General features: G+C 67.4%; 25 protein-coding genes and 1 pseudogene. 13 read left to right on the forward strand and 13 right to left on the reverse strand.

Annotated features, from left to right (window positions below):
* Positions 1-49 precede the first annotated feature (49 nt).
* Both FPJ27_RS27520 and FPJ27_RS27525 read left to right on the forward strand, forming a co-directional pair.
* The gene (locus FPJ27_RS27520; RefSeq protein ID WP_204423332.1) at positions 50-2632 is read left to right on the forward strand and encodes an EAL domain-containing protein; all 2583 of its coding nucleotides are present in this window, start codon (positions 50-52) and stop codon (positions 2630-2632) included.
* A gap of 167 nt (positions 2633-2799) precedes the next feature.
* Positions 2800-3012 carry a hypothetical protein gene (locus FPJ27_RS27525; protein ID WP_031400819.1) on the forward strand — a complete coding sequence of 71 codons (213 nt, stop codon included), beginning with the start codon at positions 2800-2802 and terminating at the stop codon, positions 3010-3012.
* Between the two features lie 237 nt (positions 3013-3249).
* Here FPJ27_RS27525 and FPJ27_RS27530 read toward each other — a convergent pair whose 3' ends face one another.
* Entirely contained in the window at positions 3250-4224 is a 975-nt protein-coding gene (locus FPJ27_RS27530) for a D-2-hydroxyacid dehydrogenase (RefSeq protein WP_204423333.1), read from the reverse strand.
* Between the two features lie 269 nt (positions 4225-4493).
* Between FPJ27_RS27530 and FPJ27_RS27535 the strand changes: the two genes are divergently transcribed.
* From FPJ27_RS27535 to FPJ27_RS27555, 5 genes are all read left to right on the forward strand, one after another.
* Positions 4494-5684: a CoA transferase gene (locus FPJ27_RS27535; RefSeq protein WP_204423334.1), complete on the forward strand. Its 1191-nt coding sequence runs from the start codon at positions 4494-4496 to the stop codon at positions 5682-5684.
* A gap of 29 nt (positions 5685-5713) precedes the next feature.
* Entirely contained in the window at positions 5714-6676 is a 963-nt protein-coding gene (locus FPJ27_RS27540; protein WP_072441073.1) for a hydroxymethylglutaryl-CoA lyase, read from the forward strand.
* A 23-nt stretch (positions 6677-6699) separates the two neighbouring features.
* Entirely contained in the window at positions 6700-7083 is a 384-nt protein-coding gene (locus tag FPJ27_RS27545) for a VOC family protein (RefSeq protein WP_034184203.1), read from the forward strand.
* 255 nt (positions 7084-7338) lie between these two features.
* Positions 7339-8166, forward strand: coding sequence for an alpha/beta hydrolase (locus FPJ27_RS27550; protein ID WP_072441075.1), 828 nt, complete (start codon positions 7339-7341; stop codon positions 8164-8166).
* A gap of 95 nt (positions 8167-8261) precedes the next feature.
* Complete coding sequence (locus tag FPJ27_RS27555) at positions 8262-9155, forward strand: LysR family transcriptional regulator (protein ID WP_096470941.1); 894 nt, start codon at positions 8262-8264, stop codon at positions 9153-9155.
* Positions 9156-9225: 70 nt separating this feature from the next.
* Here FPJ27_RS27555 and FPJ27_RS27560 read toward each other — a convergent pair whose 3' ends face one another.
* On the reverse strand, positions 9226-10689 hold the full coding sequence (locus FPJ27_RS27560) for an MFS transporter (protein ID WP_204423335.1): 1464 nt from the start codon (positions 10687-10689) through the stop codon (positions 9226-9228).
* Between the two features lie 444 nt (positions 10690-11133).
* On the opposite strand from FPJ27_RS27560, the gene FPJ27_RS27565 reads away from it, so the two are divergent.
* From FPJ27_RS27565 to FPJ27_RS27575, 4 genes are all read left to right on the forward strand, one after another.
* The gene (locus FPJ27_RS27565) at positions 11134-12234 is read left to right on the forward strand and encodes a nitronate monooxygenase (RefSeq protein ID WP_204423337.1); all 1101 of its coding nucleotides are present in this window, start codon (positions 11134-11136) and stop codon (positions 12232-12234) included.
* 184 nt (positions 12235-12418) lie between these two features.
* Positions 12419-12790, forward strand: coding sequence for a GFA family protein (locus FPJ27_RS27570; RefSeq protein WP_204423340.1), 372 nt, complete (start codon positions 12419-12421; stop codon positions 12788-12790).
* Positions 12787-12915, forward strand: coding sequence for a hypothetical protein (locus tag FPJ27_RS36845; protein ID WP_256260697.1), 129 nt, complete (start codon positions 12787-12789; stop codon positions 12913-12915). The genes FPJ27_RS27570 and FPJ27_RS36845 overlap by 4 nt, the downstream gene beginning before the upstream one ends.
* A 128-nt stretch (positions 12916-13043) precedes the next feature.
* Complete coding sequence (locus FPJ27_RS27575; RefSeq protein ID WP_072441084.1) at positions 13044-13499, forward strand: MarR family transcriptional regulator; 456 nt, start codon at positions 13044-13046, stop codon at positions 13497-13499.
* A gap of 48 nt (positions 13500-13547) precedes the next feature.
* On the opposite strand, the gene FPJ27_RS27580 is transcribed toward FPJ27_RS27575, so the two are convergent.
* From FPJ27_RS27580 to FPJ27_RS27605, 6 genes are all read right to left on the reverse strand, one after another.
* Positions 13548-14264, reverse strand: a complete 717-nt coding sequence (locus tag FPJ27_RS27580) for a GNAT family N-acetyltransferase (RefSeq protein WP_204423343.1) — start codon at positions 14262-14264, stop codon at positions 13548-13550.
* A 246-nt stretch (positions 14265-14510) separates the two neighbouring features.
* Positions 14511-14840: a DUF4148 domain-containing protein gene (locus FPJ27_RS27585; RefSeq protein WP_204423346.1), complete on the reverse strand. Its 330-nt coding sequence runs from the start codon at positions 14838-14840 to the stop codon at positions 14511-14513.
* Positions 14841-14914: 74 nt separating this feature from the next.
* The gene (locus FPJ27_RS27590; protein WP_204426361.1) at positions 14915-15241 is read right to left on the reverse strand and encodes a DUF4148 domain-containing protein; all 327 of its coding nucleotides are present in this window, start codon (positions 15239-15241) and stop codon (positions 14915-14917) included.
* A 58-nt stretch (positions 15242-15299) separates the two neighbouring features.
* Positions 15300-15626 carry a DUF4148 domain-containing protein gene (locus tag FPJ27_RS27595; protein WP_204423347.1) on the reverse strand — a complete coding sequence of 109 codons (327 nt, stop codon included), beginning with the start codon at positions 15624-15626 and terminating at the stop codon, positions 15300-15302.
* Between the two features lie 66 nt (positions 15627-15692).
* The gene (locus FPJ27_RS27600; protein WP_072441379.1) at positions 15693-16112 is read right to left on the reverse strand and encodes an organic hydroperoxide resistance protein; all 420 of its coding nucleotides are present in this window, start codon (positions 16110-16112) and stop codon (positions 15693-15695) included.
* Between the two features lie 276 nt (positions 16113-16388).
* Positions 16389-16853: a RidA family protein gene (locus tag FPJ27_RS27605; protein WP_204423348.1), complete on the reverse strand. Its 465-nt coding sequence runs from the start codon at positions 16851-16853 to the stop codon at positions 16389-16391.
* A 213-nt stretch (positions 16854-17066) separates the two neighbouring features.
* On the opposite strand from FPJ27_RS27605, the pseudogene FPJ27_RS27610 reads away from it, so the two are divergent.
* Positions 17067-18031: pseudogene (locus tag FPJ27_RS27610) on the forward strand (LysR substrate-binding domain-containing protein).
* A 31-nt stretch (positions 18032-18062) separates the two neighbouring features.
* On the opposite strand, the gene FPJ27_RS27615 reads toward FPJ27_RS27610, so the two are convergent.
* The 4 genes from FPJ27_RS27615 to FPJ27_RS27630 form a co-directional block, all read right to left on the reverse strand.
* A complete protein-coding gene (locus tag FPJ27_RS27615; RefSeq protein WP_204423349.1) occupies positions 18063-18770 on the reverse strand; it encodes an SDR family NAD(P)-dependent oxidoreductase in 708 nt (235 codons plus the stop codon).
* A gap of 506 nt (positions 18771-19276) precedes the next feature.
* The gene (locus FPJ27_RS27620; protein ID WP_204423352.1) at positions 19277-19840 is read right to left on the reverse strand and encodes a shikimate kinase; all 564 of its coding nucleotides are present in this window, start codon (positions 19838-19840) and stop codon (positions 19277-19279) included.
* Positions 19837-20484, reverse strand: coding sequence for a hypothetical protein (locus tag FPJ27_RS27625; RefSeq protein WP_204423354.1), 648 nt, complete (start codon positions 20482-20484; stop codon positions 19837-19839). Before FPJ27_RS27625 ends, FPJ27_RS27620 begins: the two co-directional genes overlap by 4 nt.
* 28 nt (positions 20485-20512) lie before the next feature.
* Positions 20513-20923 carry an acyl-CoA thioesterase gene (locus FPJ27_RS27630; protein ID WP_034184218.1) on the reverse strand — a complete coding sequence of 137 codons (411 nt, stop codon included), beginning with the start codon at positions 20921-20923 and terminating at the stop codon, positions 20513-20515.
* A 382-nt stretch (positions 20924-21305) separates the two neighbouring features.
* Between FPJ27_RS27630 and FPJ27_RS27635 the strand changes: the two genes are divergently transcribed.
* Positions 21306-22418 (forward strand): 3-deoxy-7-phosphoheptulonate synthase, encoded by a 1113-nt coding sequence (locus FPJ27_RS27635; protein WP_204423356.1) that lies wholly within the window; start codon positions 21306-21308, stop codon positions 22416-22418.
* A 16-nt stretch (positions 22419-22434) separates the two neighbouring features.
* On the opposite strand, the gene FPJ27_RS27640 is transcribed toward FPJ27_RS27635, so the two are convergent.
* On the reverse strand, positions 22435-23805 hold the full coding sequence (locus FPJ27_RS27640) for a glutamate--cysteine ligase (RefSeq protein ID WP_204423358.1): 1371 nt from the start codon (positions 23803-23805) through the stop codon (positions 22435-22437).
* Positions 23806-23807 lie beyond the last annotated feature (2 nt).

Here is a 23807-nt window from a genome sequence, read left to right on the forward strand (position 1 = left end):
CGGACGATCGCGGTGGCGATCGCGGCGGGTCGAAAACAGGAGAACGGTCGTGAACGAGGAAAATGTCGATGCACCGGTGATTCTGATCGTCGACGACGATGCGATGACGCGCCTGCTGGTCGTGGAAACCCTCGAGCCGGAGGGTTTTCGCGTCGAGGAAGCGACCGGGCCGCAGGAGGGCATCGACGCGTTCCTGCGTCATCGTCCTGCCGTGGTGCTGCTCGACGTCGAGATGCCCGGCGGCGACGGCTTCGCCTGCTGCCGTCGGCTGCGCGCGCTGCCGGAAGGTCGCCGTGTGCCGATCGTCATGCTCACGGGCAACGACGACGACGCGTCGATCGCCAGTGCCTTCGACGCCGGCGCGACCGATTTCGTCTCCAAGCCGATGCGCTGGAAGCTGCTCGGCTACCGGCTCCGCTACCTGCTGCGCGCGGCCGCGACGCTCGAAAAGCTCGCGAGCGCCGAGATCAGCCTGACGCACGCGCAGGCGCTCGCGCATCTGGGCAACTGGGAGTATCAGGCCGGCCGGACCGACGGCAGCTGGTCGCCGGAGCTGTTCCGGATCCTCGGCCTCGACCCCGAGTGCACGCCGCCGACCTTCGATCGGCTGCTGCAAGCCGTTCCGGTCGACGAGCAGCCGCTTTTGATCCAGTCGTTCACGAGCCTGCGCACCGAGGGCACCCCGTTCTCGCTCGAGCATCGGCTGCTTCACCCGGACGGCACCGAGCGCCACGTGCTGCACCACGCGGAGGCGGGGCGCGACCTGAACCACGCGATCATCCTGCGCGGCATCGTGCAGGACATCACCGAGCGCAAGATGCAGCAGGGGCGCATCGAATACCTCGCCAACCACGATGCGCTGACCGGCCTGCCCAATCGCAACCTGCTGAGCGACCGCATGGAGCAGGCGATGTCGCACGCGCGGCGCACGGGACACCTGATCGCGGTGATGGTGCTCGACCTGGACCGCTTCAAGCACGTCAACGACACCTTCGGCCATTCGGTCGGCGACGGCCTGCTGCGAGCCGTCTCGGCCCGGCTCAAGGCAGCCGTGCGCGACGGCGACACGGTCGCGCGGCTCGGCGGCGACGAGTTCGTCGTGATGCTGGTCAACCTGTCGACCGCGACGGATGCGGACGCGGTCGCCCGCAAGGTCCTGAGCACCTTCGGCGCGCCGTTCATGCTCGACGGACACGACCTGCACGTGACGACGAGCATCGGCGTCAGCGTTTGTCCGACCGACGGCGCCGACGCGGAGACGCTGCTGAAGACGGCCGACGCCGCGCTGTATTGCGCGAAGGAACGCGGGCGAAACGGCTACAGCTTCTACACGCGCGAGCTGGGCGCCCGCGTGGAAGAACAGGCCGAACTCGAAAACGCGCTGCACGAGGCCGCCGCGAACGGCGAACTGGAGCTGTACTACCAGCCGAAGGTCGATCTCAAGACCGGCCGGATCAGCGGCGTCGAGGCGCTGATTCGCTGGCGCCGCCCCGGCATCGGCGTGATTCCGCCCGACCGCTTCATCCCGATCGCCGAGGAAACCGGGCTGATTCTGCCGATCGGCGAATGGGTGTTGCGCACGGCCTGCGCGCAGGCCGTCGCGTGGCGTCAGGACGGGCATGCGCCGCTACGGATCGCCGTCAACCTGTCGGCACGCCAGTTCCGGCAGCAGAACATGGCCGACGTGGTGCGCCGGACGCTGCGGGATACCGGCCTCGAGCCGGCCTGGCTCGAACTCGAGTTGACCGAAAGCGTGCTGATGCAGGACCGCAACGCGATCGCGCACACGCTGCGCGAACTGAAGGCGCTCGGCGTCGTGCTGTCGCTGGACGACTTCGGCACCGGCTATTCCAGCCTGTCGTACTTGAAGGACCTGCCCATCGATGTCGTCAAGATCGACAAGTCGTTCCTCAGCGACGTCACCACGAGCGCGGAAGGCGCGTCGCTGACGCGCTCGATCATCGCGATGGCGGAGTCGCTGCACATGGAGACGGTGGCCGAGGGCGTGGAGACGGAAGCGCAGCTTTCGTTCCTGAACCGGCACCGCTGCCATGCGATGCAGGGCTATTACTTCAGCCATCCGGTCACCGGGGCGGAAATCGCCGACATGCTCTCCGCCGGCTCGGAGCTTCCCGAGCATTGCCGGCAGCGCGAGTTGCTGCACCGGACGCTGCTGCTGGTCGACCACGACCCGGCCGTCCTGCAGACGCTCAGGCAGGCGCTGGGCCGCGACGGCTACGAGATTCTCGGCACGACCGATCCCGCCGACGCGCTCGACCTGCTCGCGCAACATCGCGTCGGCGTGATCGTGTCGGACTTCCGCATGCCCAGCCTGTCCGGGATCGACCTGTTGCAGCGCGTCAAGGCACTCTATCCGGACATCGTGCGCATCCTGCTGTCCGGCTATGGCGAAGGGCAGTCGATTGCCGCCGCGCCCGGCGACGGATCGGTCCAGAAGCTCCTGATCAAACCGTGGGATGTCGAGCTGTTGCGCACGCACATTGCCGAGTCGTTCAAGCGATTCGAGCGCAGCACGTTGCACAACCGGATAGGTCCCGACGCCGCCCGCATCGGCATGCGCCCGTCCTCCGTCAGGCCCGTCGAAGCGGCCGACTCCCGCGATCGCGCTTGAGCGACGCTGCGACGCTCGCGCGTCCCGCCCGGTGCCCGGGCGCGAACGGGCGGGCGAAACGACGACGAAAAAGGGGGGCGATCACGGCGATCCCCGGCATGCGTCCGGCGATATAGGGAAAACCCTTATCTCGGGGTATAATTGCTGGCTGAGAGAAAGGTCGAACCATGCCAGAACGTTTCCAAACCCTTGAAAAGTTTGTGTTTTCCCTCGTCGTGATGTCCGCGGTCGTGTGCTCGGCATTCCTCGCGTACGAGCGTCACCCCGAGATCAAGATCGCGCTGCACGAAGGCGAAGCGCTGATGCGCGAGAGCGCCAGGTATTCGGTCATCTGCTCGCCGTCCAAGGTCGATCCTTGCGTCGAGATGTCCGCCTACTGAAATTAGCGGCGGGCTCGGCGCGCCGAGCGGTACGCTGCAGCGTTGGCGGTTCGAATTCCTTGAAGTAATGCCCATCGGGCGTTCAGAAACCGGCCGCAGGACAGGGCGGATGCACGAACCCGTCACGTGCCGAGTCGCTGGCGTAAGCAGCCCCCGGATTGAGTCGGCCCCGCTTCGAGCAATCGAGCGGGGCCGTTCTGTTTGCGCGGTTGCAACGTTCGCACGCACCGGCAAGCCTCACACGAGTCGCACGACATGCCGCGGCTCGCCGCCCGCAAACGCGGCGACGTTGTCGACGAGCTGATCGGCGAGCGCCTGCATCGCCTCGTCGCTCGCCCATGCGACGTGCGGCGTCAGGATGAACGCCGGATGCGACAGGATCGCGTGGAACGGATGCGCGGCCGGCAGCGGTTCCTGCGTGACCACATCGAACCCGGCGCCCGCGATCTGCCCCGACTGCAATGCGTCGACGAGCGCGCTTTCGTCCACGAGCCCGCCGCGTGCGGTATTGATCAGCAGCGGCCGGCGCGCCATCCGCGCGAATGCGGCGGCATCGATCAGGTGCCGCGTCGCGGGCGTGAGCGGGCAGTGCAGCGTGATCACGTCGCTGTCGCGCAGCAGCGTGTCGAGCGGCGCGTAGTCGTCACCGGCGGCACCGCCGTGCGCCGCGAACAGCACGCGCATGTCGAGCGCGCGCGCGATGCCGGCCACCGCGCGCCCGAGCACGCCGTCGCCGACGATCCCGAGCGTCGAGCCGGCCAGGTCGCGGATCGGATGATCGAAGAAGCAGAACTGCCCGCTGCCGAGCCAGCGTCCCGCGCGCACCGCGTCGCGGTAAGCCACGAGACTGCGGCGCAGCGCGAAGATCAGCGCGAACGTATGCTCGGGCACCGAGCGGACCGCATACCCGCGTATGTTGCTCACGACGATCCCGCGCGACGCGCACGCGCCGAGATCGACGATGTCGGTACCGGTCGCGGCGATCGCGATCATTCGCACGCGCCGCGAACCGGCGAGTGTCGCCGCGTCGAGCCGCACCTTGTTGGTCACGACGATATCGGCGTCGGCAATGCGCGACGCGACTTCGTGCGCGCTCGTCCGTTCGAACGCATGCAATTCGTGCGGAAACGGGAACGGCTTCAGCGCGGTTTGCGGCGACAGCGTCGCGCGGTCGAGAAACACGATCTTCGCGGGAGAGGAAACGGAAAACATGGCGGGTCTCGCTGGCAGTGACAAGCGCCCTGCGGGCGCGGAACGGGATCGATTCTGCCGGCGGCGCGCACGGCGCCGCTTGACCGTTGCGCGAGCGCGCTTTCCCGGATGGAAAGGCTGACGCACGCCGTGCGGGAACGAACGCAGCGATCGCGCCGACGCGCGCCTTTCCGTTTCGGAAAGGCTGGTTGAGCATCGATCGATTTTCGTGATGCGCGAACGCCGTCATGATCGCCGTCATCGACAACGCGATTTCATCGGAGACAGCCATGACGCGCCCCCTGGACGGCATCCGCGTGCTGGAACTCGGCCAACTGATCGCCGGGCCGTTCGCGGGCCGGATGCTCGCCGAATTCGGCGCGGACGTGATCAAGATCGAGCCGCCCGGCCTCGGCGACCCGCTGCGCAAATGGCGGCTGCTGCACGACGGCACGTCGGTCTGGTGGGCCGCGCAGTCGCGCAACAAGACCTCGCTCACGCTCGACCTGCGCACGCCCGAAGGGCAGGACGTCGTGCGCCGGCTCGTCGCCGGGACCGACGTGCTGATCGAGAACTTCCGGCCCGGCACGCTCGAAGGCTGGGGGCTCGGCTGGGACGCGCTGTCCGCGATCAATCCGGGGCTCGTGATGCTGCGCGTGTCGGGCTTCGGGCAAACGGGCCCGTACCGCGACCGTCCCGGCTTCGGCGTGATCGCCGAGGCGATGGGCGGCCTGCGGCACCTGACCGGCGAGCCCGGCCGCACGCCGGTGCGCGTCGGCATCTCGCTCGGCGATTCGCTGTCGGCATTGCATGGCGTGATCGGCGTGCTGCTCGCGCTGCGGCATCGCGAGCAGCAGGGCGGCAACGGGCAGGTCGTCGACGTCGCGCTGTACGAATCGGTGTTCAACATGATGGAAAGCCTGCTGCCCGAATACTCGGCGTTCGGCGCGGTGCGCGAGGCGGCCGGCAGCAGCCTGCCCGGCATCGCGCCGACCAACGCGTACCGCTGCCGCGACGGCAGGTACGCGCTGATCGCCGGCAACGGCGACAGCATCTTCCGGCGCCTGATGGAGCTGATCGGGCGGCCCGATCTCGGCAGCGATCCCGCGCTCGCGCACAACGACGGCCGCGTCGCGCAGGTCGAGCGCATCGACGCGGCGATCGGCGCGTGGAGCGCGCGCCACGATCTCGACGACGTGCTGGCCGCGCTGAACGAAGCACGCATCCCGTCCGGGCGCATCTACGACGTGGCCGACATCGCGGCCGATCCTCATTACCGCGCGCGCGACATGATCGTCGACGCCGCGCTGCCCGACGGCACGCCCGTGCAGGTGCCGGGCGTCGTGCCGAAACTCGGCGCGACGCCCGGGCGTATCGAACGCGCGGCGCCCGCGCTCGGCGCGGATACCGATGCGGTACTCGAATCGATCGGCATCGATGCCGCGACGCGCCGCGACTGGCGCACGCGCGGCGTGATCTGAACCGGCAACGGGAGACAAGAGGCGACATCATGAGCACTCGACACAAACGGCTCTACATCCACGAAGTCGCGACGCGCGACGGTTTCCAGAACGAAGCGGCGTTCGTCGATACCGACGACAAGATCGCGCTCGTCGATGCATTGAGCGCATGCGGCTACGCGAAGATCGAAGTCACGTCGTTCACGTCGCCGAAGGCGATCCCCGCATTGCGCGACGCGGAGGCCGTGATGCACGGCATCGTGCGCGCGCCCGGCGTCGTCTATACGGTGCTCGTGCCGAACGTGCGCGGCGCCGAGCGCGCGCTGTCGTGCGGCGTCGACGAAGTGAATCTCGTGATGTCGATGAGCGAGAGCCACAACCGCGCGAACCTGCGGATGACGCGCGAGCAGTCGTTCGCGCAGCTGCGCGACGTGATCGACGCGGTGCGCGGTTCGGGTGTCGCGATCAACGTGTCGCTGTCGACCGCGATGGGCTGCCCGATGGAAGGCGACGTGCCGGCCGAAGCCGTGCTCGCGTGGATGCAGCGCTTCGCGGATCTCGGCGTGCACGGCTTCACGCTGTGCGACACGACGGGCATGGCGTTTCCGTCGCAGGTGCGCGATCTTTCCGGGCGCGCCCGCGAGCGCTTCGGCGCGCTGCAGCTCACGCTGCATTTTCACAACACGCGCGGGATGGCGCTCGCGAATACGCTCGCGGCGCTCGACGCGGGCATCGACCGCTTCGACGCGTCGCTCGGCGGGCTCGGCGGCTGCCCGTATGCGCCGGGCGCGACCGGCAACGCGTGCACCGAGGAACTCGTGCACATGCTCGAACTGGACGGCTACGATACGGGCATCGACCTCGCGTGCGTGCTGGCCGCGTCGGCACGGCTGCCCGCGTTGATCGGGCATGACGTGCCGAGCCAGATCCTGAAGGCCGGGCGCCGCTCGGATCTTCATCCGCCACCGCGCGCCGACGCCGGCGACATGCCTGCGCAGCGCGCATTCTCATGAACAGGAACACAGGAGCGATTCCCATGGCGCTGATCGATCACCTGGACCATCTCGTGCTGACCTGCGTCGATCCCGACCGGACGAAGCATTTCTACACCGAGGTGCTGCAGATGCAGCTCGAAACCTTCGGCGCCGGACGGCTTGCGTTCCGCTTCGGCAACCAGAAGATCAACCTGCACGTGCGCGGCGCGGAGTTCGAACCGAAAGCGCATGTGCCGGTGCCCGGCGCGCTCGACCTGTGCTTCATCGCGTCGGTGCCGCTCGACGACGTGATCGCGCACCTGAAGCGCGTCGAATGGCCGATCGTCGAAGGGCCCGTCGAACGCACGGGTGCGACGCAGAAGATCCGTTCGGTCTACGTGCGCGACCCCGACCTGAACCTGATCGAGATCTCCGAGTTGATCTGACCGGCGGCGGCCGGCCTGCCGCGCGGTTTCGGCGCATCGATCCGTCCGGGCGCGCGGGCACCGGCACGATGCGCGCGCGGCGTCGCAGTCTTTCGCCGAAAGCGGACAGGCCCGCGCCGCACCCGCCGAATCCGGATAGCCGGACCCGGCCGCGCTGCGGATAATGGTGCGAAGGCGTCGGTTCGGCCGACGCCTTCGCAGCGGGCATGACGAACCTGCCCCGCACCTCCGCAACCCGCCCCGGACACTCCCCGAATGACGATCCTCTATCGCGGCATGGACCGCGCGGCGCTCGACGCCGCCTACCTGAACACGAAGGCTGTTCCCGATTTCCCGGCATTGCTCGCGTCGTGCCAGGCGCGTAGCGCAGCGCTTTACGACGCGACACCCGGCCGCCGCGACCTGCGTTACGGCGCGCAACCGGCGCAGCGCTTCGACTGGCTGCCGTGCGGGCAGCCCGACGCACCGCTGTTCGTGTTCATTCATGGCGGCTACTGGCAACACTGCACGAAAGAGGATTTCGCGTACGCGGCGAGCGGGCCGCTCGCGCGCGGCTTCGACGTCGTGCTTGCCGAATACACACTTGCGCCGGTCGCGACGATGACCGACATCGTCGGCGAGATCGGCGCGCTGCTCGACCATCTCGCCAGCGATCCCGACGGCCTCGGCACCGCGCGGCGGCCGATCCACCTGAGCGGCCATTCGGCGGGCGGCCACCTGACTGCCGTGCATCGCGCGCATCCGGCCGTCGTTTCAGCGCTCGCGATCAGCCCGCTCGTCGATCTCGAACCGATCTCGCTGTGCTGCCTGAACGACAAGCTGCAGCTCACCGCGCAGGAGGTCGAAGCGTACAGCCCGCTACGTCACATCGGGCCCGGCGCGCCGACGGTCGTCGCGGTCGGCGACGCCGAACTGCCCGAACTTATCCGGCAAGCACATGAATACGCATCGGCGTGCGAAGCGGCCGGCGAACGGATCGCGCGCACCTGGCTGCCCGGCATGCAGCACTTCGCGGTGCTCGACGATCTCGCGAAGCCGGACGGTGCGATGCTCGCCGCGTTGCAGGCGATCGCGCCGCGCTAGCCGCGCCGTGTCGCGCATGCACGGCCGGGCGTATGATCGGCGTCAGGCCGCCGCGACGATGGCGCGCGCCGTACGGCCTTCCCAGGATCCACGACATGGTGAACCCGCTTCATTTCGATCTGCAGTCGCTGCGCGTGTTCGCGCTCGTCGCCGAACACGGCAGCCTGACGAAGGCGGCCGAACACGGCCAGCTCACGCTGTCCGCGGTCAGCAAGCGCATCGCCGAACTCGAAAGCGTGACCGGCAGCGCACTGTTCGTCCGGCATGCGCGCGGCGTCGAACTGACACCCGCGGGCCGCGCGCTGCTCGACCATGCGGCAAAGGTGATCGAGCAGGTCAACCGGATGGCGCACGAGATGAGCGACTACGTCGCCGGCGTGCGCGGCCATATCCACGTGTGGACCAATACGTCCGCGATCGTCCAGTTCCTGCCCGCCGATCTCGCCGCGTTCCTCACCGACAACCCGGGCATCAAGGTGAGTCTCGAGGAGCGGCTGAGCCACGAGATCGTCGATGCGCTCGGGTCCGGCAAGGCCGATCTCGGCGTGTTCGCCGACAACGTGCCGGCGCCCGGCATCGAACGGCGGCTGTACCGGCGCGACGAGCTCGTGCTGCTCGTGCCGCGCGCGCATCGCTTCGCCGCACGCGACAGCATCCGCTTCGCGGATACGCTCGACGAGGATTACGTCGGCTTGAGCGACGGCAGTTCGCTGCTCGCGCGCATGACCGACGCCGCGTTCGCGGCCGAGCGCTCGCTGAAAGTGCGGATCCAGGTATCGAATTTCGACGGCGTGAGCCGGATGATCGAGGCCGGGCTCGGCATCGGCGTGCTGCCGCGCGATGCGGTGACCGGCGAGCGCGCCGCGCGGCTCGGGGTCGTGAAGCTCGACGACGCGTGGGCGACGCGCACGCTGTGGGTCGGCGTCAAGGCCGGCACCGTGCTGACGACCGACATCGCGAAGCTGTTCGATTTCATGTCGGCGCGCTGACTGCGGAAACGGCGACGCACGGAGCACGCCTGCGTGCGTCCCGTGCCGGTCGCCGCATTGCATCACTGGATTACACCGGATTGATTTCGTCCTGGCTGCGCCGTGTGGTCAGCGGCCCGAGCACGCGCAGCGTGACGGCGACGATGCCGAGCGCAACCGAGATCACGCCGAACATCGCGCCCGCGCCGTAGCTGCCGAGCACCGGCAGCAGCACGAACGGCAGCCCGCCGCTGACGATGCGCGACAGCGAATACGTACTGCCGATCGCCGTCGAGCGCACGCGCGCCGGGAAAATCTCGGCCTGGTACACGTGATACGCGTTGCTGAACACGTTCGACGCGCAGGTCGTCAGCAATCCGAATCCGACGATCAGCGCGGTATTGCCCGAGTACGCGAAGCACAGCCCGAATACGGCGATCGACAGGATCGACGCGATCACGAGCGTGCGGCGTTCGATCCAGTTGAGCAGCGGGATCGACAGCAGCGAGCCGATCGGATAGCCGACGAACGACAGCGCGATGAACAGCGTGCTGTCCGTCACGTCGAAGCCGCGGCTCTTCACGACCGTGCCGGCCAGCGTGCCGAAGCCGTAATAACCGAAGCCCTGGAACAGGTGAAAGATCGCGAGCATCAGGTAGCGCGCGCCGTAGGGCTCGCGACGCAGCAGCGCGATGCGCTCGCCGAGCCCGAGCGGCCGTTGCGGTTCGGCCGATTCCGCGAAGTGCTCGGGCACCCGCACGCCGGTGCCTTCCGCGAAGCGCCGCAGCGCCGCGTGCGCGTCGGCGGTGCGGCCTTGCGCGAGCAGCCAGCGCGGGCTCTCCGGCAGGCGGTGCTGGACGAACAGCACGTATACGGCGCCGAGGCTGCCGATCGCGAGAATGATGCGCCAGCCGGCCACGCCGGCCACATGCAGCGGGTTCAGCCACAGCGCGAGGAAGCCGACGAGCGGCACCGCGACATAGGAAGTCGTATAGGCCCACGCGGCGAGCCGCCCGCGCTTTTCCTTCGGCAGGATTTCGGACAGGAAGCTGTCGGCGACCGGATAGATCGCGCCGACGCCGATGCCGGTCAGGAAGCGGCACGCGACGAGCATGTCGGCATTCACCGAGAACGCGCCGACCAGCGAGAACGCGCTGTACCACACGAGCGTCAGCAGGAACGCCTTGCGCCGGCCGATGCGGTCGGCGAGGCTGCCGAGGCACATCGCGCCGACGAACATCCCGATGAATGCCGATGCCAGCAGCAGCTTGAAATCGGTGCTCTGCCGGCTCAACCCGTATTCGTTCTGCAACGCGGAGCCGATCGTGCTGACGAGGAAGATCTCGTACATGTCGAAGAACAGCCCGATGCCGATCACCCACACGACGAACCGGTGCAACGCACCGACCGGCAGGTCGTCCATGAAATCGCCGAGCGTGACGCGGCGGGCGGGGAAGGCCGCTGCATCGGCGCCGACGCCGGCGGAAGCGGCCGGCGGCCGTGCGGACGCGGGGCCGCCCGCGTTGCCGCCCAGATCGAGGGATTGGCTGTTCATCGTGTCTCCTGATTATCGATATGCCGTGGCGCACGGCCCGGCCGTTCGCGGCCGGCATGATGCGTCCGGCCGCACGATATGGCGGCACGCACCGCAACGCCCGTGAAAGGGCCGGCTGCGCGGGCTGCGCCGATCGTCCGACACATGGTGGGCGAATCGGCGTCACGCGATAATTGCGGATGTTTCAAGCGTCCTTTCCCGCTCAGAAAGGGTACGAACGCGCGGCGGGCGTCATTCGCGGGGGAAGGCCGGTGCGGCCTGCGCGGCGCGCGGTTGCGCACCGGATCCGGTTCGCTCCCGTGCAACCGGGCGGGCCGGGAAAACCATGAGGCGCGTTGCGCGGGCACCGGCACGAACGCCGCCCCATGAAACACATGCACGGGGTTATCGTGCTCTGCCGACGCGGCATGTTCGCGATTCGACCGCCACCAGGAGGTAACCGACATGAATCACCCGACCGATAACCGGACGCTGTTGCGCGCGCTCGGCATTCGCACACCGATCGTCCAGGCGCCGATGGCCGGCGTCAGCACGCCGGCGCTGGCTGCCGCCGTGTCGAACGCGGGCGGGCTCGGCTCGCTCGGCGTCGGCGCGACGAACGCCGACGGCGCGCGCAAGATGATCCGCGACACGCGCGCGCTCACCGACCGGCCGTTCAACGTCAACGTGTTCTGCCATCGTCCGGCCCGCGCCGACGCAGCCGTCGAACGCGCGTGGCTCGACTGGCTCGCGCCGGCGTTCCGCGCATACGGTGCGACGCCGCCCGCATCGCTGTCGGATATCTATACGAGCTTCGTCGCGGACGAAGCGATGCAGGCGATGCTCGCCGAAGAAAAGCCGGCCGTCGTCAGCTTCCATTTCGGGCTGCCGTCCGCGGACGCGATCGCCGCGCTGAAGCGCTCGGGCATCACGCTGTTCGCAACCGCGACGAATCCCGACGAAGCGCGGCAGATCGCCGCCGCCGGCATCGACGCGATCGTCGCGCAGGGCATCGAAGCCGGCGGGCACCGCGGCGTGTTCGATTCGACCGCCCACGACGACCGCCTCGGCACGTTCGCGCTGACGCGCCTGATCGTGCGCGAATGTGCGCTGCCCGTGATCGCTGCCGGCGGCATCATGGATGGCGAAGGCATCGCCGCCGCGCTGGCGCTCGGCGCGCAGGCCGCGCAGCTCGGCACCGCGTTCGTCGCATGCCGGGAGACGTCGATCGACGACGGTTATCGCCGCGCGATCCTCGGCGACGCGGCGCGCCGCACGACGTTGACCTCCGCGATTTCGGGCCGGATCGCGCGCGGCATCGCGAACCGGCTGACCGCGCTCGGCGACGACCCGCACGCGCCGGCCACGCCCGCGTATCCGATCGCGTACGACGCGGGCAAGGCGCTGCATGCGGCCGCGAAGGCGCAGGGCGAATTCGGCTACGGCGCGCAGTGGGCCGGGCAGGCGGCGACGCTCGTCCGCTCGTTGCCAGCCGCCGAGCTGTTCGCGACGCTCGAGCGTGAAACGCGGGCCGCGATCGAGCGCCTGCAGCACGCGCTGGACTGATCGCGCTCGGCCGGCAAACCGCACGCATGTGCCGGCGATCGCACCGTGGATCGCCGCGCCGAACGTGCACCGCCCACCGTCGATTTGCAATGCTCTGTATCTGCGCGGACCGTGGATACAGTGCGATACAACGCAAGTTCGGGCGTCCGCTATAAAGCAGGCATGACCTCTTCGAGAGCACATCATGTCTGCAACCTGGTTCAAAGGATCCTGCCATTGCGGGGCCGTCAAATTCGAAGTGAACGCGGCCATTGCGCCGGCGGTTCGCTGCAACTGCAGCCTGTGCCGCCGGCGCGGCGCGCTGATGAGCCCGATGTTTCCCGCTGACCACCTGAAGATCGTCGAAGGCGCGGGCGCACTGACGTGCTACCGCTTCAACACACACACGGCCCGCCACTATTTCTGTCGCCATTGCGGCATCTATCCGTTCCATCAGACACGCATGGACCCCGCATGCTGGCGCGTCAATCTCGGCTGCCTCGACAGCGTCGATCCTTACGCGCTCGACGCAACCGTCGCAAACGGCGCGAGCCTGTCGGTCGTGGAGGACGCATGAAACGCTGGCTGATGATCCTGCTGTTTGCCGCAGGCGGGCTCGCGACCGAAATCGCGCATCCGGTGCAATGCTCGCTGCTGTCGGAAAGCCGGTTGCAATCCGGCAAGCGCCGCAGGCAGGACTGACGGCGGCGATCCGGCCGCGTTGCATCATTCCGTCGGTTCATCGACACCGATTTATCATGCTTCCGATAAGATCGCACACGATATATAATGTGTCTATCTGCAGCCATCCGCGTCGCCGGAGGAAGTTCATGAAACCGACCGAAGCACCATCGCCCGCCGCGCCGAAGCTGTCCGATTTCCTGTGTTTTGCGATCTACTCGGCGAACCTCGCGTTCGGCAAGGCGTACAAGCCGATCCTCGAAGAGCTCGGCCTCACCTATACGCAATACATCACGATCATTGCGCTGTGGGAGCAGGACAACCAGACGGTCGGCCAGCTCGGCGAGAAGCTGTTCCTCGAATCCAATACGTTGACGCCGATCCTGAAGAAGCTCGAGGCGATGGGTTACCTGGAGCGGCACCGCGATCCGTCGGACGAGCGCCAGGTGCTCGTCAGCCTGACGAAGAGCGGCCGGCGCGTGCGCGAGAAGGGGCTCGACATGAACCTGGTCGAAGCCACCGGGTTGAAGCCGGACGAATTCGCGAAGGTGCAGAAGGCAATCGTCACGCTGCGCGGCAACCTGATCCGGTCGACCGAAGACTAAACACGCAGGCAACAAGCGGCCGATGCGCGTATCGCGTCGGCCGCGTTGTCATGCGTGTTCGTCGCCCAGCACCAGCAGGTTCATTTCGCGACGGACGACAAAACCAAGCGCGAGATAGCGTTCGATCGCGACCTGGTTCGACGTGAGGACGTGCAGGAACGGTGTTTCCGCGCGCGCACCGATCGCCTCGATCAACGACCGGATCAGCCGCGCCGCAAGCCCTTGCCGCCGAAACGCGGCATCCACGCAGACGGCGCTGATCTCGGTATATCCGTCGACCTGCATCCGCTCGCCGGCCATCGCCGCCAGCCGGCCTTCGCTGCGTACGCCGATATAGTCGCCAAGCTCGATCGTGCGCGGGCCGAACGGGCCGGGCTGCGCGGCCGTGGTCAGCGCGAGCATGTCCGGCACGTCGGCTTCGGCGAGCGTGACATGCTCCGATGCATGCGCCGGGTCGGGCGTCCCTTGCCAGATCATTTGAAGCAACGCCGCGCGCCGGATCACCGGCAATCCCGCCGGCGGCGGCATCTCGTCCGGCGTGACCAGCGCGGCCGGCCCGTGCGCGGCGATCAGTTCGCGCAACGCATCGAACGATGCCTGGCTCGTGTCGGCGATCGCGGCGAACGGCGCAATGGCCGCCGGAAACCGCAGCGCGCGGTCGCTACCGAGCGCAAAGCGGCGCTGTTTGCCCGCGAGCGCGTTCCAGACGACATGGTCGAGCGGGTGTGCGTCGCCCGTCGTGTTTCCGGTCGTGGCTTCCGGCATCGGCTGCTCCTCGATTGAAGATTTCGTGCCGCACAGAATAGACCGGATCGACCGGGCAGGTCGCCCCGCAACGACATGGATCGCGTCATTGGCCTGACACGCGTGCGCTGGCCTTCTTCGTTCTCGGTGATCCATCTCCGGAAGACGTCGATGCAAATCCGGACGCCCCAAATATAAAAGCGCACGCGATTACATCGCATGCGCTTTATGTGACGGACGGGGACGGCCGATTCCGTCGTGCAATGCTCAATGACCGAAATAGATCGAGCGCTCGGCCGTGCGAGCCGCGCTGCGGCTGCCGGACTGCGTCACGCCGTCGGCGTCATTGCCGTAACCGGACGCCATCGTATCGGCCGCGGCTACGCCGTTGTCGCGAATCCGGCTCAGCGCCGCCTGGAGATTGTCCGGGTAGTTCGGGTCGTTGGGGCGGTTCGGCAGGTAGCCGGCCTGCTGCAACGCGGCCAGTTCCGCACGCACCTGCGCGCGCGTCACGGTACTTTCGCTCGCGTTCGCCGGCGCGACGACGGCGGCCGACACGGCCACGAGGAGGGCGGCAATCAGTTGGGTTTTCATCATTCACCTCGACAAGAAAAAAGGAATTCAGCGGTTGCGCACCGCACGCCGGCAACCGGCGCCGTTCGCGGTTTCGTTCAATGACCGAAGTAGATCGAGCGCTCGGCGATGCGCGTCGCGGGCCGGCTGCCCGACTGCGTGGCGGCCACGGCTTCGCGGCCGTAACCGGATGCCGATGCATCGGCCGTCACGGCGTCGTTCGCATGAACGCGTGTCAGTGCCGCCTGCAGGTCGTCCGGATAGTGCGGATCGTTCGCGCGGCCCGGCCGATAGCCGGCTTGTTCGAGCTGCACGAGTTCGGCACGCACTTGCGCACGGGACACGACGGCTTCATCGGCAAACGCCGGGGCGGCAACGGCAGCCGAAACGGCGACGAGAAGGGCAGCGACCAGTTGGGTTTTCATCATTCACCTCGGAACAGGAATAAAAAGAATTCAGGGGTCACGTATCGGCGCACGGCGTTCAATGACCGAAATACACCGAGCGTTCGGCCACGCTGACGGCATGCAGGCGGCCAGATTGCGTCACGGCCTCGCCGTTGCTGCCGTAGCCGGATGCCTGCTCGTTGGCCGCGACGGCATCGGCCGCATGGATCTGCGTCAGCGCGGCCTGCAGATCGCTCGGATAGGTCGCGTCGGTGGCGCGATTCAGCGGATAACCGGCCGTTTGAAGCTGCACGAGTTCGGCTCGCACCTTCGCACGCGTCACGGCGGTTTCATTTGCAAACGCCGGGGCGGCAACGGCAGCCGAAACGGCGACGAGAACGGCGGAGATCAATCGGGTATTCATCATTTGCCTCGATAGGAAAAGAGTCGGGAATTCGGCAGGGCGGCGCCCGGCCGCCCGATGCAACGTTCAAGCGATACGGATTTCGACGTCGATGTTGCCGCGCGTCGCCTTCGAATACGGGCAGGTCTGGTGCGCGGCATCGACGATGCGCTGCGCGACGTCGCGATCGAGCCCCGGCACGCTCACGTTCAGCCGGGCCTGCAGGAAGTACGCGTTGCCGGCCGTGCCGAGATCCACTTCGGCGTCGACGGCGAGATCGGCCGGCAGCGTCACCTTCGCGGCGCGCGCCGCAAGCTGCATCGCACCGATGAAGCAGGCCGACCAGCCGGCCGCGAACAGTTGTTCCGGGTTGGTGCCGGTGCCGGCGCTGCCCGGCGACGACAACTGGATGTCGAGGCGGCCGTCGGAACTGCGTGCCGAGCCGTCGCGGCCGCCCGAAGTCGTATGCGTCTTGCCCGTGTACAGCACTTTTTCGATCTTGCTCATCATTTGCTCCGTCAGTTGGCAGGTTTTTCTCAGATGCGATTCGATCGCATGCGATGGAGTTTCGTCGAGGCAGTCGCCCATGTCAAGCGTATTCGATTAAATCGCATGCGATATTTTGTATTTCAATGTGTCCGGATACGTGTCGGGCTTTGCCGGACAAGGCTTTCGGCCGATCGAGCCCTGATATGCAAGGTAACGGGGCAGGCGACGAATGCCGGGCAGGGTGGGCGGAAACGCTCGCGGAGTGGATGGCCGCCCCGCGGCGCAGCCGATACGTCAGGCCGGGTCGATCTCGGCGATCACGACGAGGATGACGGCCGCGTCGGCCGGCAACTGGCGCTGGGAGAACGCCGAACGCGCGTGTCCCGCCTTGCCGCCCAGCGCGGCGCCGAACAGGTCGGACGCGCCGTCGATCACGGCCGGCTGTCCGTAAAAACCGTCGGCCGAGCTCACATGCCCCTCGACGCGCACGATCTTGCGCAGGCGGTCGAACCCGCCCAGATGCCTGCGGATCTGCGCGAGCACGTTCAGCGCCGCAAGCCGCGCGGCATGGCGGCCTTCGTCGACGCTCAATTGCTCGCCGACGCGGCCGGTATAGGCGATCCTGCCGTCGACGAGCGGCAATTGTCCCGATACGAACAGCAGGTTGCCGGCTTCGCTGACAGCCGTATAGCTGCCGAGCGGGTTCGGCGGTTCGGGTAATGCAAGGCCGAGTTCGGCCAGCTTCTGTTCGACGGTCATGTCGTTCTCCTTGCGGGAAAATGGATCGGGCGATCGGTGTTGCCTGTCAGTCACTCTAGTCATGCGGCCGAAGCCGGTAAATGTTAGCGGCGCAATTGATTCGGGACACGATGTAACGAATCGCGCCACGCGCGCTCGCTGGTTTCCCGCGCGATATTCATGCACACTCGTTGCTTCATCACGCCCCACACCGGAGACGGCAGGAACGGCACCATGCAACGCAAATTCGACGACTTGCTGCTGGGCAGCATCGAGCTGTTCTGTCTCGCCGCCGAACTCGGCAGCTTCACGCTGGCGGCAACCGCGGCGAGCGTCACGCCGGCCGCGGTCAGCCGGTCGGTGGCGCGGCTCGAGGAGCGTCTCGGCGTGCGGCTGTTCGTGCGCACGACACGACAGATCCGCCTGACCGATTCCGGCCGGCGCTATTTCGAGCAATGCCGCGATGCGCTGTCGCAGCTCGTCGACGCGGAACGCGAAGCGACCGGCCAGCAGGCAACGCCCGCCGGCGTACTCCGGATCAGCATGCCGACGCCGTACGGGCACTATCGCGTGCTGCCGCTGCTGCCTGCATTTCGCGAGCGCTATCCGGACGTACGCGTCGAAACCCACCTGAGCAACCGCAACATCGACTTTGCCGAAGAGGGCTTCGATCTCGCGATCCGCGGCCGCGCGCCCGCCGATTCGAACCTGGTCGCGCGCAAGCTGGAGGACGCCGAACTCGTGATCGTCGCGACACCCGGCTACCTGAAGCACGCGGGCACGCCGACCGCCATCGACGATCTGCATGCGCACGAATGCATCCAGTTCGAACTGCCGAGCAGCGGGCGGCCGATTCCCTGGCTGTTCGACGACGGATCGGACGAGATCGATATCGCGACGACCGGCAACTACAGTACGTCGGGCGACGTGCTCGCCGGCGTGACGCTCGCGCGCAGCGGTGCGGGCCTGTTCCAGACCTACCGCTTCATCGTCGAACAGGATCTGCTCGCCGGTACGCTCGTGGAGGTGCTGCCGGCCTTGGCGGCCGGTCGCGGCCGTTCATGCTGCTGTATCCGCATGCGCGTTTTCTGTCGTCGCGCGTGCGCGTGTTCGTGGACTTTCTCGTCGAGCATCTGGAGCGCGCGCCCGCCGGGCAGGCGCGCGGTACGCGCACCAAACGAGCCGCCGCATCGCGATAGGCACGCCGGCTCGTTCTTTCGATGCCGATGCTCAGTGCCCGGCGCTCTGGCCGCCGTCGACATGCAGGATCTCGCCGGTGACGAACGGTGCCGAGTCGAGATACAGGATCGCGTCGACGATGTCGCTCATCTCGCCCATGCGGCCGACCGGATGCAGCGACGCGAGCGTCGCATGCGTTTCGGATGCATGCATCGGCGACTTGATGATGCCCGGCGACACGGCATTGACGCGGATGCCGGCCTTCGCGTACTCGATCGCGAGCGATTTCGTCGCCGCATTCAATCCGCCTTTCGTCAACGACGCGAGCACCGACGGCACGTTGCTGTTCGCGTGATCGACGAGGCTCGTCGTGATGCTGACCACGTGCCCGCTGCCGTGCTGCTGCATCGCGGCGATCGCGCGCTGCGTAACGTAAAAGAAACCGTTCAGGTTGACGCTGGTGACCTGTGCGTAGTCGTCCGCGGTGTACTGCGTGAACGGCTTCGCGATGAACACGCCGGCGTTGTTGACGAGCGTGTCGACGCGGCCGAAGCGTTCGATCGCGGCATCGACCACGCGGCGCGCGACGGCCGGATCGCCGATGTCGCCCGCGACGGTGACGAGATCGCGATCGTTCGACGGCCCGATCGAACGGGAAGTCGCGACGACGCGATGGCCGCGTGCGCGGAACGCGTTGACCGTTTCCGCGCCGATGCCTTGCGATGCGCCGGTGACGATGATGACTTTGGATGTGCTCATGACATACCTCGACAGGTGAATGGTGTTCGGCTTCAGCGCCGACCGGATCGATGAATCCGATGGGCGAACTGTAGGCGCGCCGATCGCGATTTCGAACACCCACCGTGGAGCAACAGTCTTGCGTCGCGGGAACAAATGCGGGGAGGGCCGGTTTTCTCGGGTCAGAGCGGCCGGTCGACATGCGGATGCAGGCGAAACGTCGCGCGCAAGCGCGTCGATGCGCTTGAAGCATGGCGCAACCTCACCGGGAAACCGGCTTTCCCGCCGCTTGACGAGCCGATTTGTCTGTCACGGCACACGCAGTTGGATAAATCGATGCATCCATCCGGATAACTTTTCTTATCACAACAGCATTGTTATTAATCAAAACTCGCCGTTTCAGAAACGTGCCTGACGTCACCATCCAGACCATTCCGATGCGACGCTCCATCGATTCGACGGCAGGGAAGCGGTCGCCAAGGCGCGGCCGTCCCGGCCGGCGACGGTCTTGAAAGGAATGCACGCATTCAACCCGGTGCGCGCATCCGCTCCTGCAACACCGACGACATTTCGGCCGTCGCACGCGCGACACCCTGCGCGGTCGTATCGACGAACGCATGCGCGCATTCGCGATACAGCGGGTCGCGCATGCGGTACAGCGCAGCAAGCGTTTGCCGCGGCTCGGCCACCCGCAGCAGCGGCCGCCGTGCGTCGTCGCGCGTACGGCGCCACAGCGTGTCCGGATCCGCATGCAGATAGATCACGCAGCCGCGCTCGCTCAATCGCGCGCGGGTGCGCGGATCCAGCACCGCGCCCCCGCCGGTCGCCACGATGACGTTCGGGCGCTGCGTCAGCTCGTCGACGATATGCGTTTCGAGCAGCCGGAAGCCGACTTCGCCGACCATGTCGAACAGCACGGCGACCGAACGGCCGGTACGCCGCTCGATCTCGTCGTCGCTGTCGGCGAACGTCCAGCCGAGCGATGCGGCGAGCGCGCGGCCGAGCGTCGATTTGCCCGCGCCCATCATGCCGACCAGAAAGGCGCGCGCGGGCAGCGCGCGCGCCTCGGCCGCCGCGACGACGGCGCTCATAGCCGCCGGCCGAGCGGCCAGCCGGCCCGCGTCGCCAGGCAGATCCGCCGCGCGCGCACCGCGTCCGACAGCGTGTCGAGCGCCGCGCCGGTCGACGCGTCGTCGGCGTCGAGCAGCGCGCCGAGCACCTGCCCGTCCGGATCGCCGGTCGCGATGTGCTCGGCCGCATCCGCCGCGATGCCCCGCGGCGTACGCTCAGGCAGTCCGTCGCGCTCGGGCCGCCGCCCCCCGTTGCGCTGATCGAGCCAGCGCACGACGAGGCCGCAGAACAGCATGCCGCTCGGCACGGCTGCGTCGGCGCGCGGCTCCGCCGTGTCGCCGGGCGCCGCGCACCGCGTGATCCAGCTCGCGAACTCGAGCAGCGACGCCTCGTGCGCGAGCGTCGCCGCGTCGAGCGCGACGGTCACGCCGGCGTCCCGCAACCGGCCGAGCAGCGGCCGCACGCCGTCGTGCGCGCCACCGCACGGCTGCAGCAACACTTCCAGCTCGTCCTCATGGCGGCTTGCGAGCGCACGGTGCCGGTCGAGCGCGGCCGGTTCGAGCAATGCATGCGCGGCATGCCGGACGATGACGATCGCGCGATCGTCGCGCCGCTCAACGATCGCGCCGATCCGGCGCCGCGCGCGCGCCACCGCGCAGCTCACGTGTCGCTCCCGACATGGCGCGCGCGCATCACAGCGAACCCTGGAATTCGAGCACGCGCGTCTTGAATTCGTCGGGCACGGCCAGCGTCGTGTTGTTCGCGTAATCGAACATCACGTGCGTCGACATGCCGCGCGCGACGATCGTCTGGTCGTCGCGCTCCATCAGGTGCTCGAGATCGAAGCTCTTGCTGCCGAAGCGCACGATGCTCGACCGGATCGTCAGGTTGTCGCCGAACTGCGCCGGTGCCAGGTACTCGCACTGCGTCTTCACCATGATGTGCGGCAGCTTCTCGCTCCGCGGCAAGCCGAGGAGATCGAACATGTAGCAGAGATACGAATGCTGCAGATAGTCGTAATAGACGGGACTGCTCACATGCCCCATCGAATCCGTATCGCGATACTTGACGTGAATGGGCGTTTCGTAATGACGCTTCGACATGGTGACTCTCCGGAATAACTTGGTTGATTTATATATTCGAACCTGACTGGCCTGTCAGGCACCAGAAAATTAATCGAACGCCTATCTGGCCGCCACTATCAGAACGGATAGCGGCCCGCCGCCGAAGGCCATGCGATACGGCTCTCCGTTTCTGTCAAAGCGCTGCCATATTTCCATGCAAAACCGAATGTCCGACCCGACCCGCATTGCAAAAACAGGCATGACCCGTACCGGAAATATCGGATAACCCGCTTATTCCCGTCATTCATAAGGTTATGAATTGGAAACTGATAAATATGTTAGTTGCGCGCGAAAAGAACCATTCAATAAAGTCGCGTTGTAGTAAAAAATCCACCGAATTATCGACAGGAGGGCAGTCCCCATGCATGCAAACGCCTGGACGACCGACCGTGACGCCGTGCTGCGCTTGCCGACCCCCGCGGATCTGGCAGACACGCTGCAGCCGGCGTTGCGCGCGGCGCGCACCGTTCATACGACCCGCCGCGCGATCGCCGACGTGCTGAACGGTGCGGACGACCGTCTCGTGGTCATCGCCGGCCCGTACTCGGTGCACGACCCGGCCGCCGCGCGCGACTATGCGGCGCGGCTCGCGCTGCAACGCGCGCGGTTTGCGGACGAGCTGGAAATCGTGATGCGCGTGTACTTCGAGAAGCCGCGCACGACGGTCGGCTGGAAAGGGCTCATCAACGATCCGCTGCTGGACGGCAGCGAGCGGATCGACGCCGGGCTGCATGCCGCCCGCGCGCTGCTGTGCGACATCAACGGCGCGGAGATGCCGGCGGCGACCGAATTCCTCGATCCGCTGTCGCCGCGCTACCTGGCCGATCTGGTCGCATGGGGCGCGATCGGCGCGCGCACGGTGGAATCGCAGGTGCATCGCGAACTGGCGTCGTCGCTGCCGATCCCGATCGGCTTCAAGAACGGGACCGACGGCAACGTCCAGGTGGCCGTCGATGCGATGTGCGCGGCCGCGCGCGCGCACCGTTTCCTGTCGGTCGATGCCTGCGGCCGGCTGTGCGCGACGGCGTCGTCCGGCAATCCGCATACGCATGTCGTGCTGCGTGGCGGACGCGAACCGAATTTCGACGCGGCCGCCGTGAATGCCGCATGCGAGCGCATGGCGGCCGCGCAATTCGCGCCGCGCGTGATCATCGACGTCAGTCACGGCAACAGCCGCCGCCAGTTCCGGAACCAGTTGGGCGTCGGCGCGGACGTCGCCGCGCAGGTCGCGGCCGGCGATACGCGCATCGTCGGCGTGCTGATCGAGTCGAACCTGATCGAAGGACGGCAGGACCTGGTGCCCGGCGTTCCGCTGCGCTACGGGCAGAGCATCACCGACGCGTGCCTGTCGTTCGCCGACACCGCCGGGCTCTTCGAGACGCTCGCGCACGCGGTTCGGGCACGGCGGCGGGGCCATGCGCCGATGCCCGGCATCGAGTTCGCGCACGAGCCGCTACTCGCATGCTGCGCATGAGCGGCCCGGCGCGACGTCATCGGATTTCGGCTTCGTCGTAGATCCGCGTCGCGTCGCCGGCCCACGCGTCGCGATAGCGCGCGAGCCAGTGTTCGGCCTGGGTCGGCGCGCCGGCGACGATCTCGTCGAGCGGCGCGAGATACACGGATTCGTCGCGGCCGGCCGCATCCAGGCGCGCCCGCGCGCGCAGGCCGCGATGCGCGATGGCGAGCGCATCGGCCGCGAGCGCACGCAACGGGCGGCCGTCGACCGGTGTATCGAGCCCGAGACGCGGCACGTCGCGACGCAATGCCAGCAGCGCGCCGCGATCGATCGCGGCGGCCAGCGTCTCGGCCTCCGACAGCGCGGCCGGATCGTACAGCAGGCCGGTCCAGAATGCGGACAGCGCGATCATCATGTCGGGCGAGCCGGCATCGGCGCCGCGCATCTCGAGATAACGCTTCAGCCGCACCTCGGTGAATACCGTCGTCAGGTGGTCCGCGAAATCGCCGAGCGTCGGCGTGTCGCCTTCGAGATGCGGAATGCGCCGTCGCATGAAATCGCGGAACGTCCGCCCGGTCGCATCCGCGTAGCGGTCGCCGCGCCGCACGAAATACATCGGCACGTTGTCGAGCAGCCAGCTCACGTAGCGCTCGAAGCCGAAGCTGCGCGACAGGAACAATGCCGGCGCGCCGCAGCGATCCTCGTCGGTATCGAGCCACGTATGTGCGCGCGTCGACAGCAGGCCGGACGGGCGGCCTTCGCAGAAAGGCGAATTCGCGAACAGCGCGGTTGCGACCGGCTGCAACGCGAGCGACACGCGCATCTTGCGCGCCATGTCGCTTTCCGATGCGAAATCGAGATTGACCTGCACGGTGCAGGTACGCTGCATCATGTCGAGCCCGCGCGTGCCGACGCGCGGCATATAGCGTCGCATGATCCCGTAGCGCTGCTTCGGCATCCACGGCAGCGCCGCGCGCGACAGGTGAGGGTGAAAGCCGAGCGGCGCGCAGCGCAGGCCGAGCGGATCGCACGCCGCGCGAGCCGCGGCGAGGTGCGCATGCAATTCGGCATGCGTGTCGTGCAGCGTATCGAGCGGCGCGCCCGACAGTTCGAGCTGGCCGGCCGGTTCGAGCGAGATCGCCGCGCCATCGCGCTGGATCACGCCGACGATCCGCCCGGCATCGACGATCGGCGCCCCGTCGCCGCGCAGCCGCTCGAGCACCGCGGCGATGCCGGACGGCCCGTCGTAGGGTGCGGCCGCGTGCGTCGCGCGAGCGACGACGAACTTCTCGTGCTCGGTGCCGATACGGAACTGCGCGGCCGGCTTGCAGCCGGCAGCCAGATGATCGGCGAGTTGCTGCTCTGAGACGATCGGCGTGTTGTCCGATCCGACGGCATTCGACATCG

This window comes from Burkholderia sp. MS455, assembly GCF_016899445.1.
GTDB classification, from domain to species: Bacteria; Pseudomonadota; Gammaproteobacteria; order Burkholderiales; family Burkholderiaceae; genus Burkholderia; species Burkholderia pyrrocinia_C.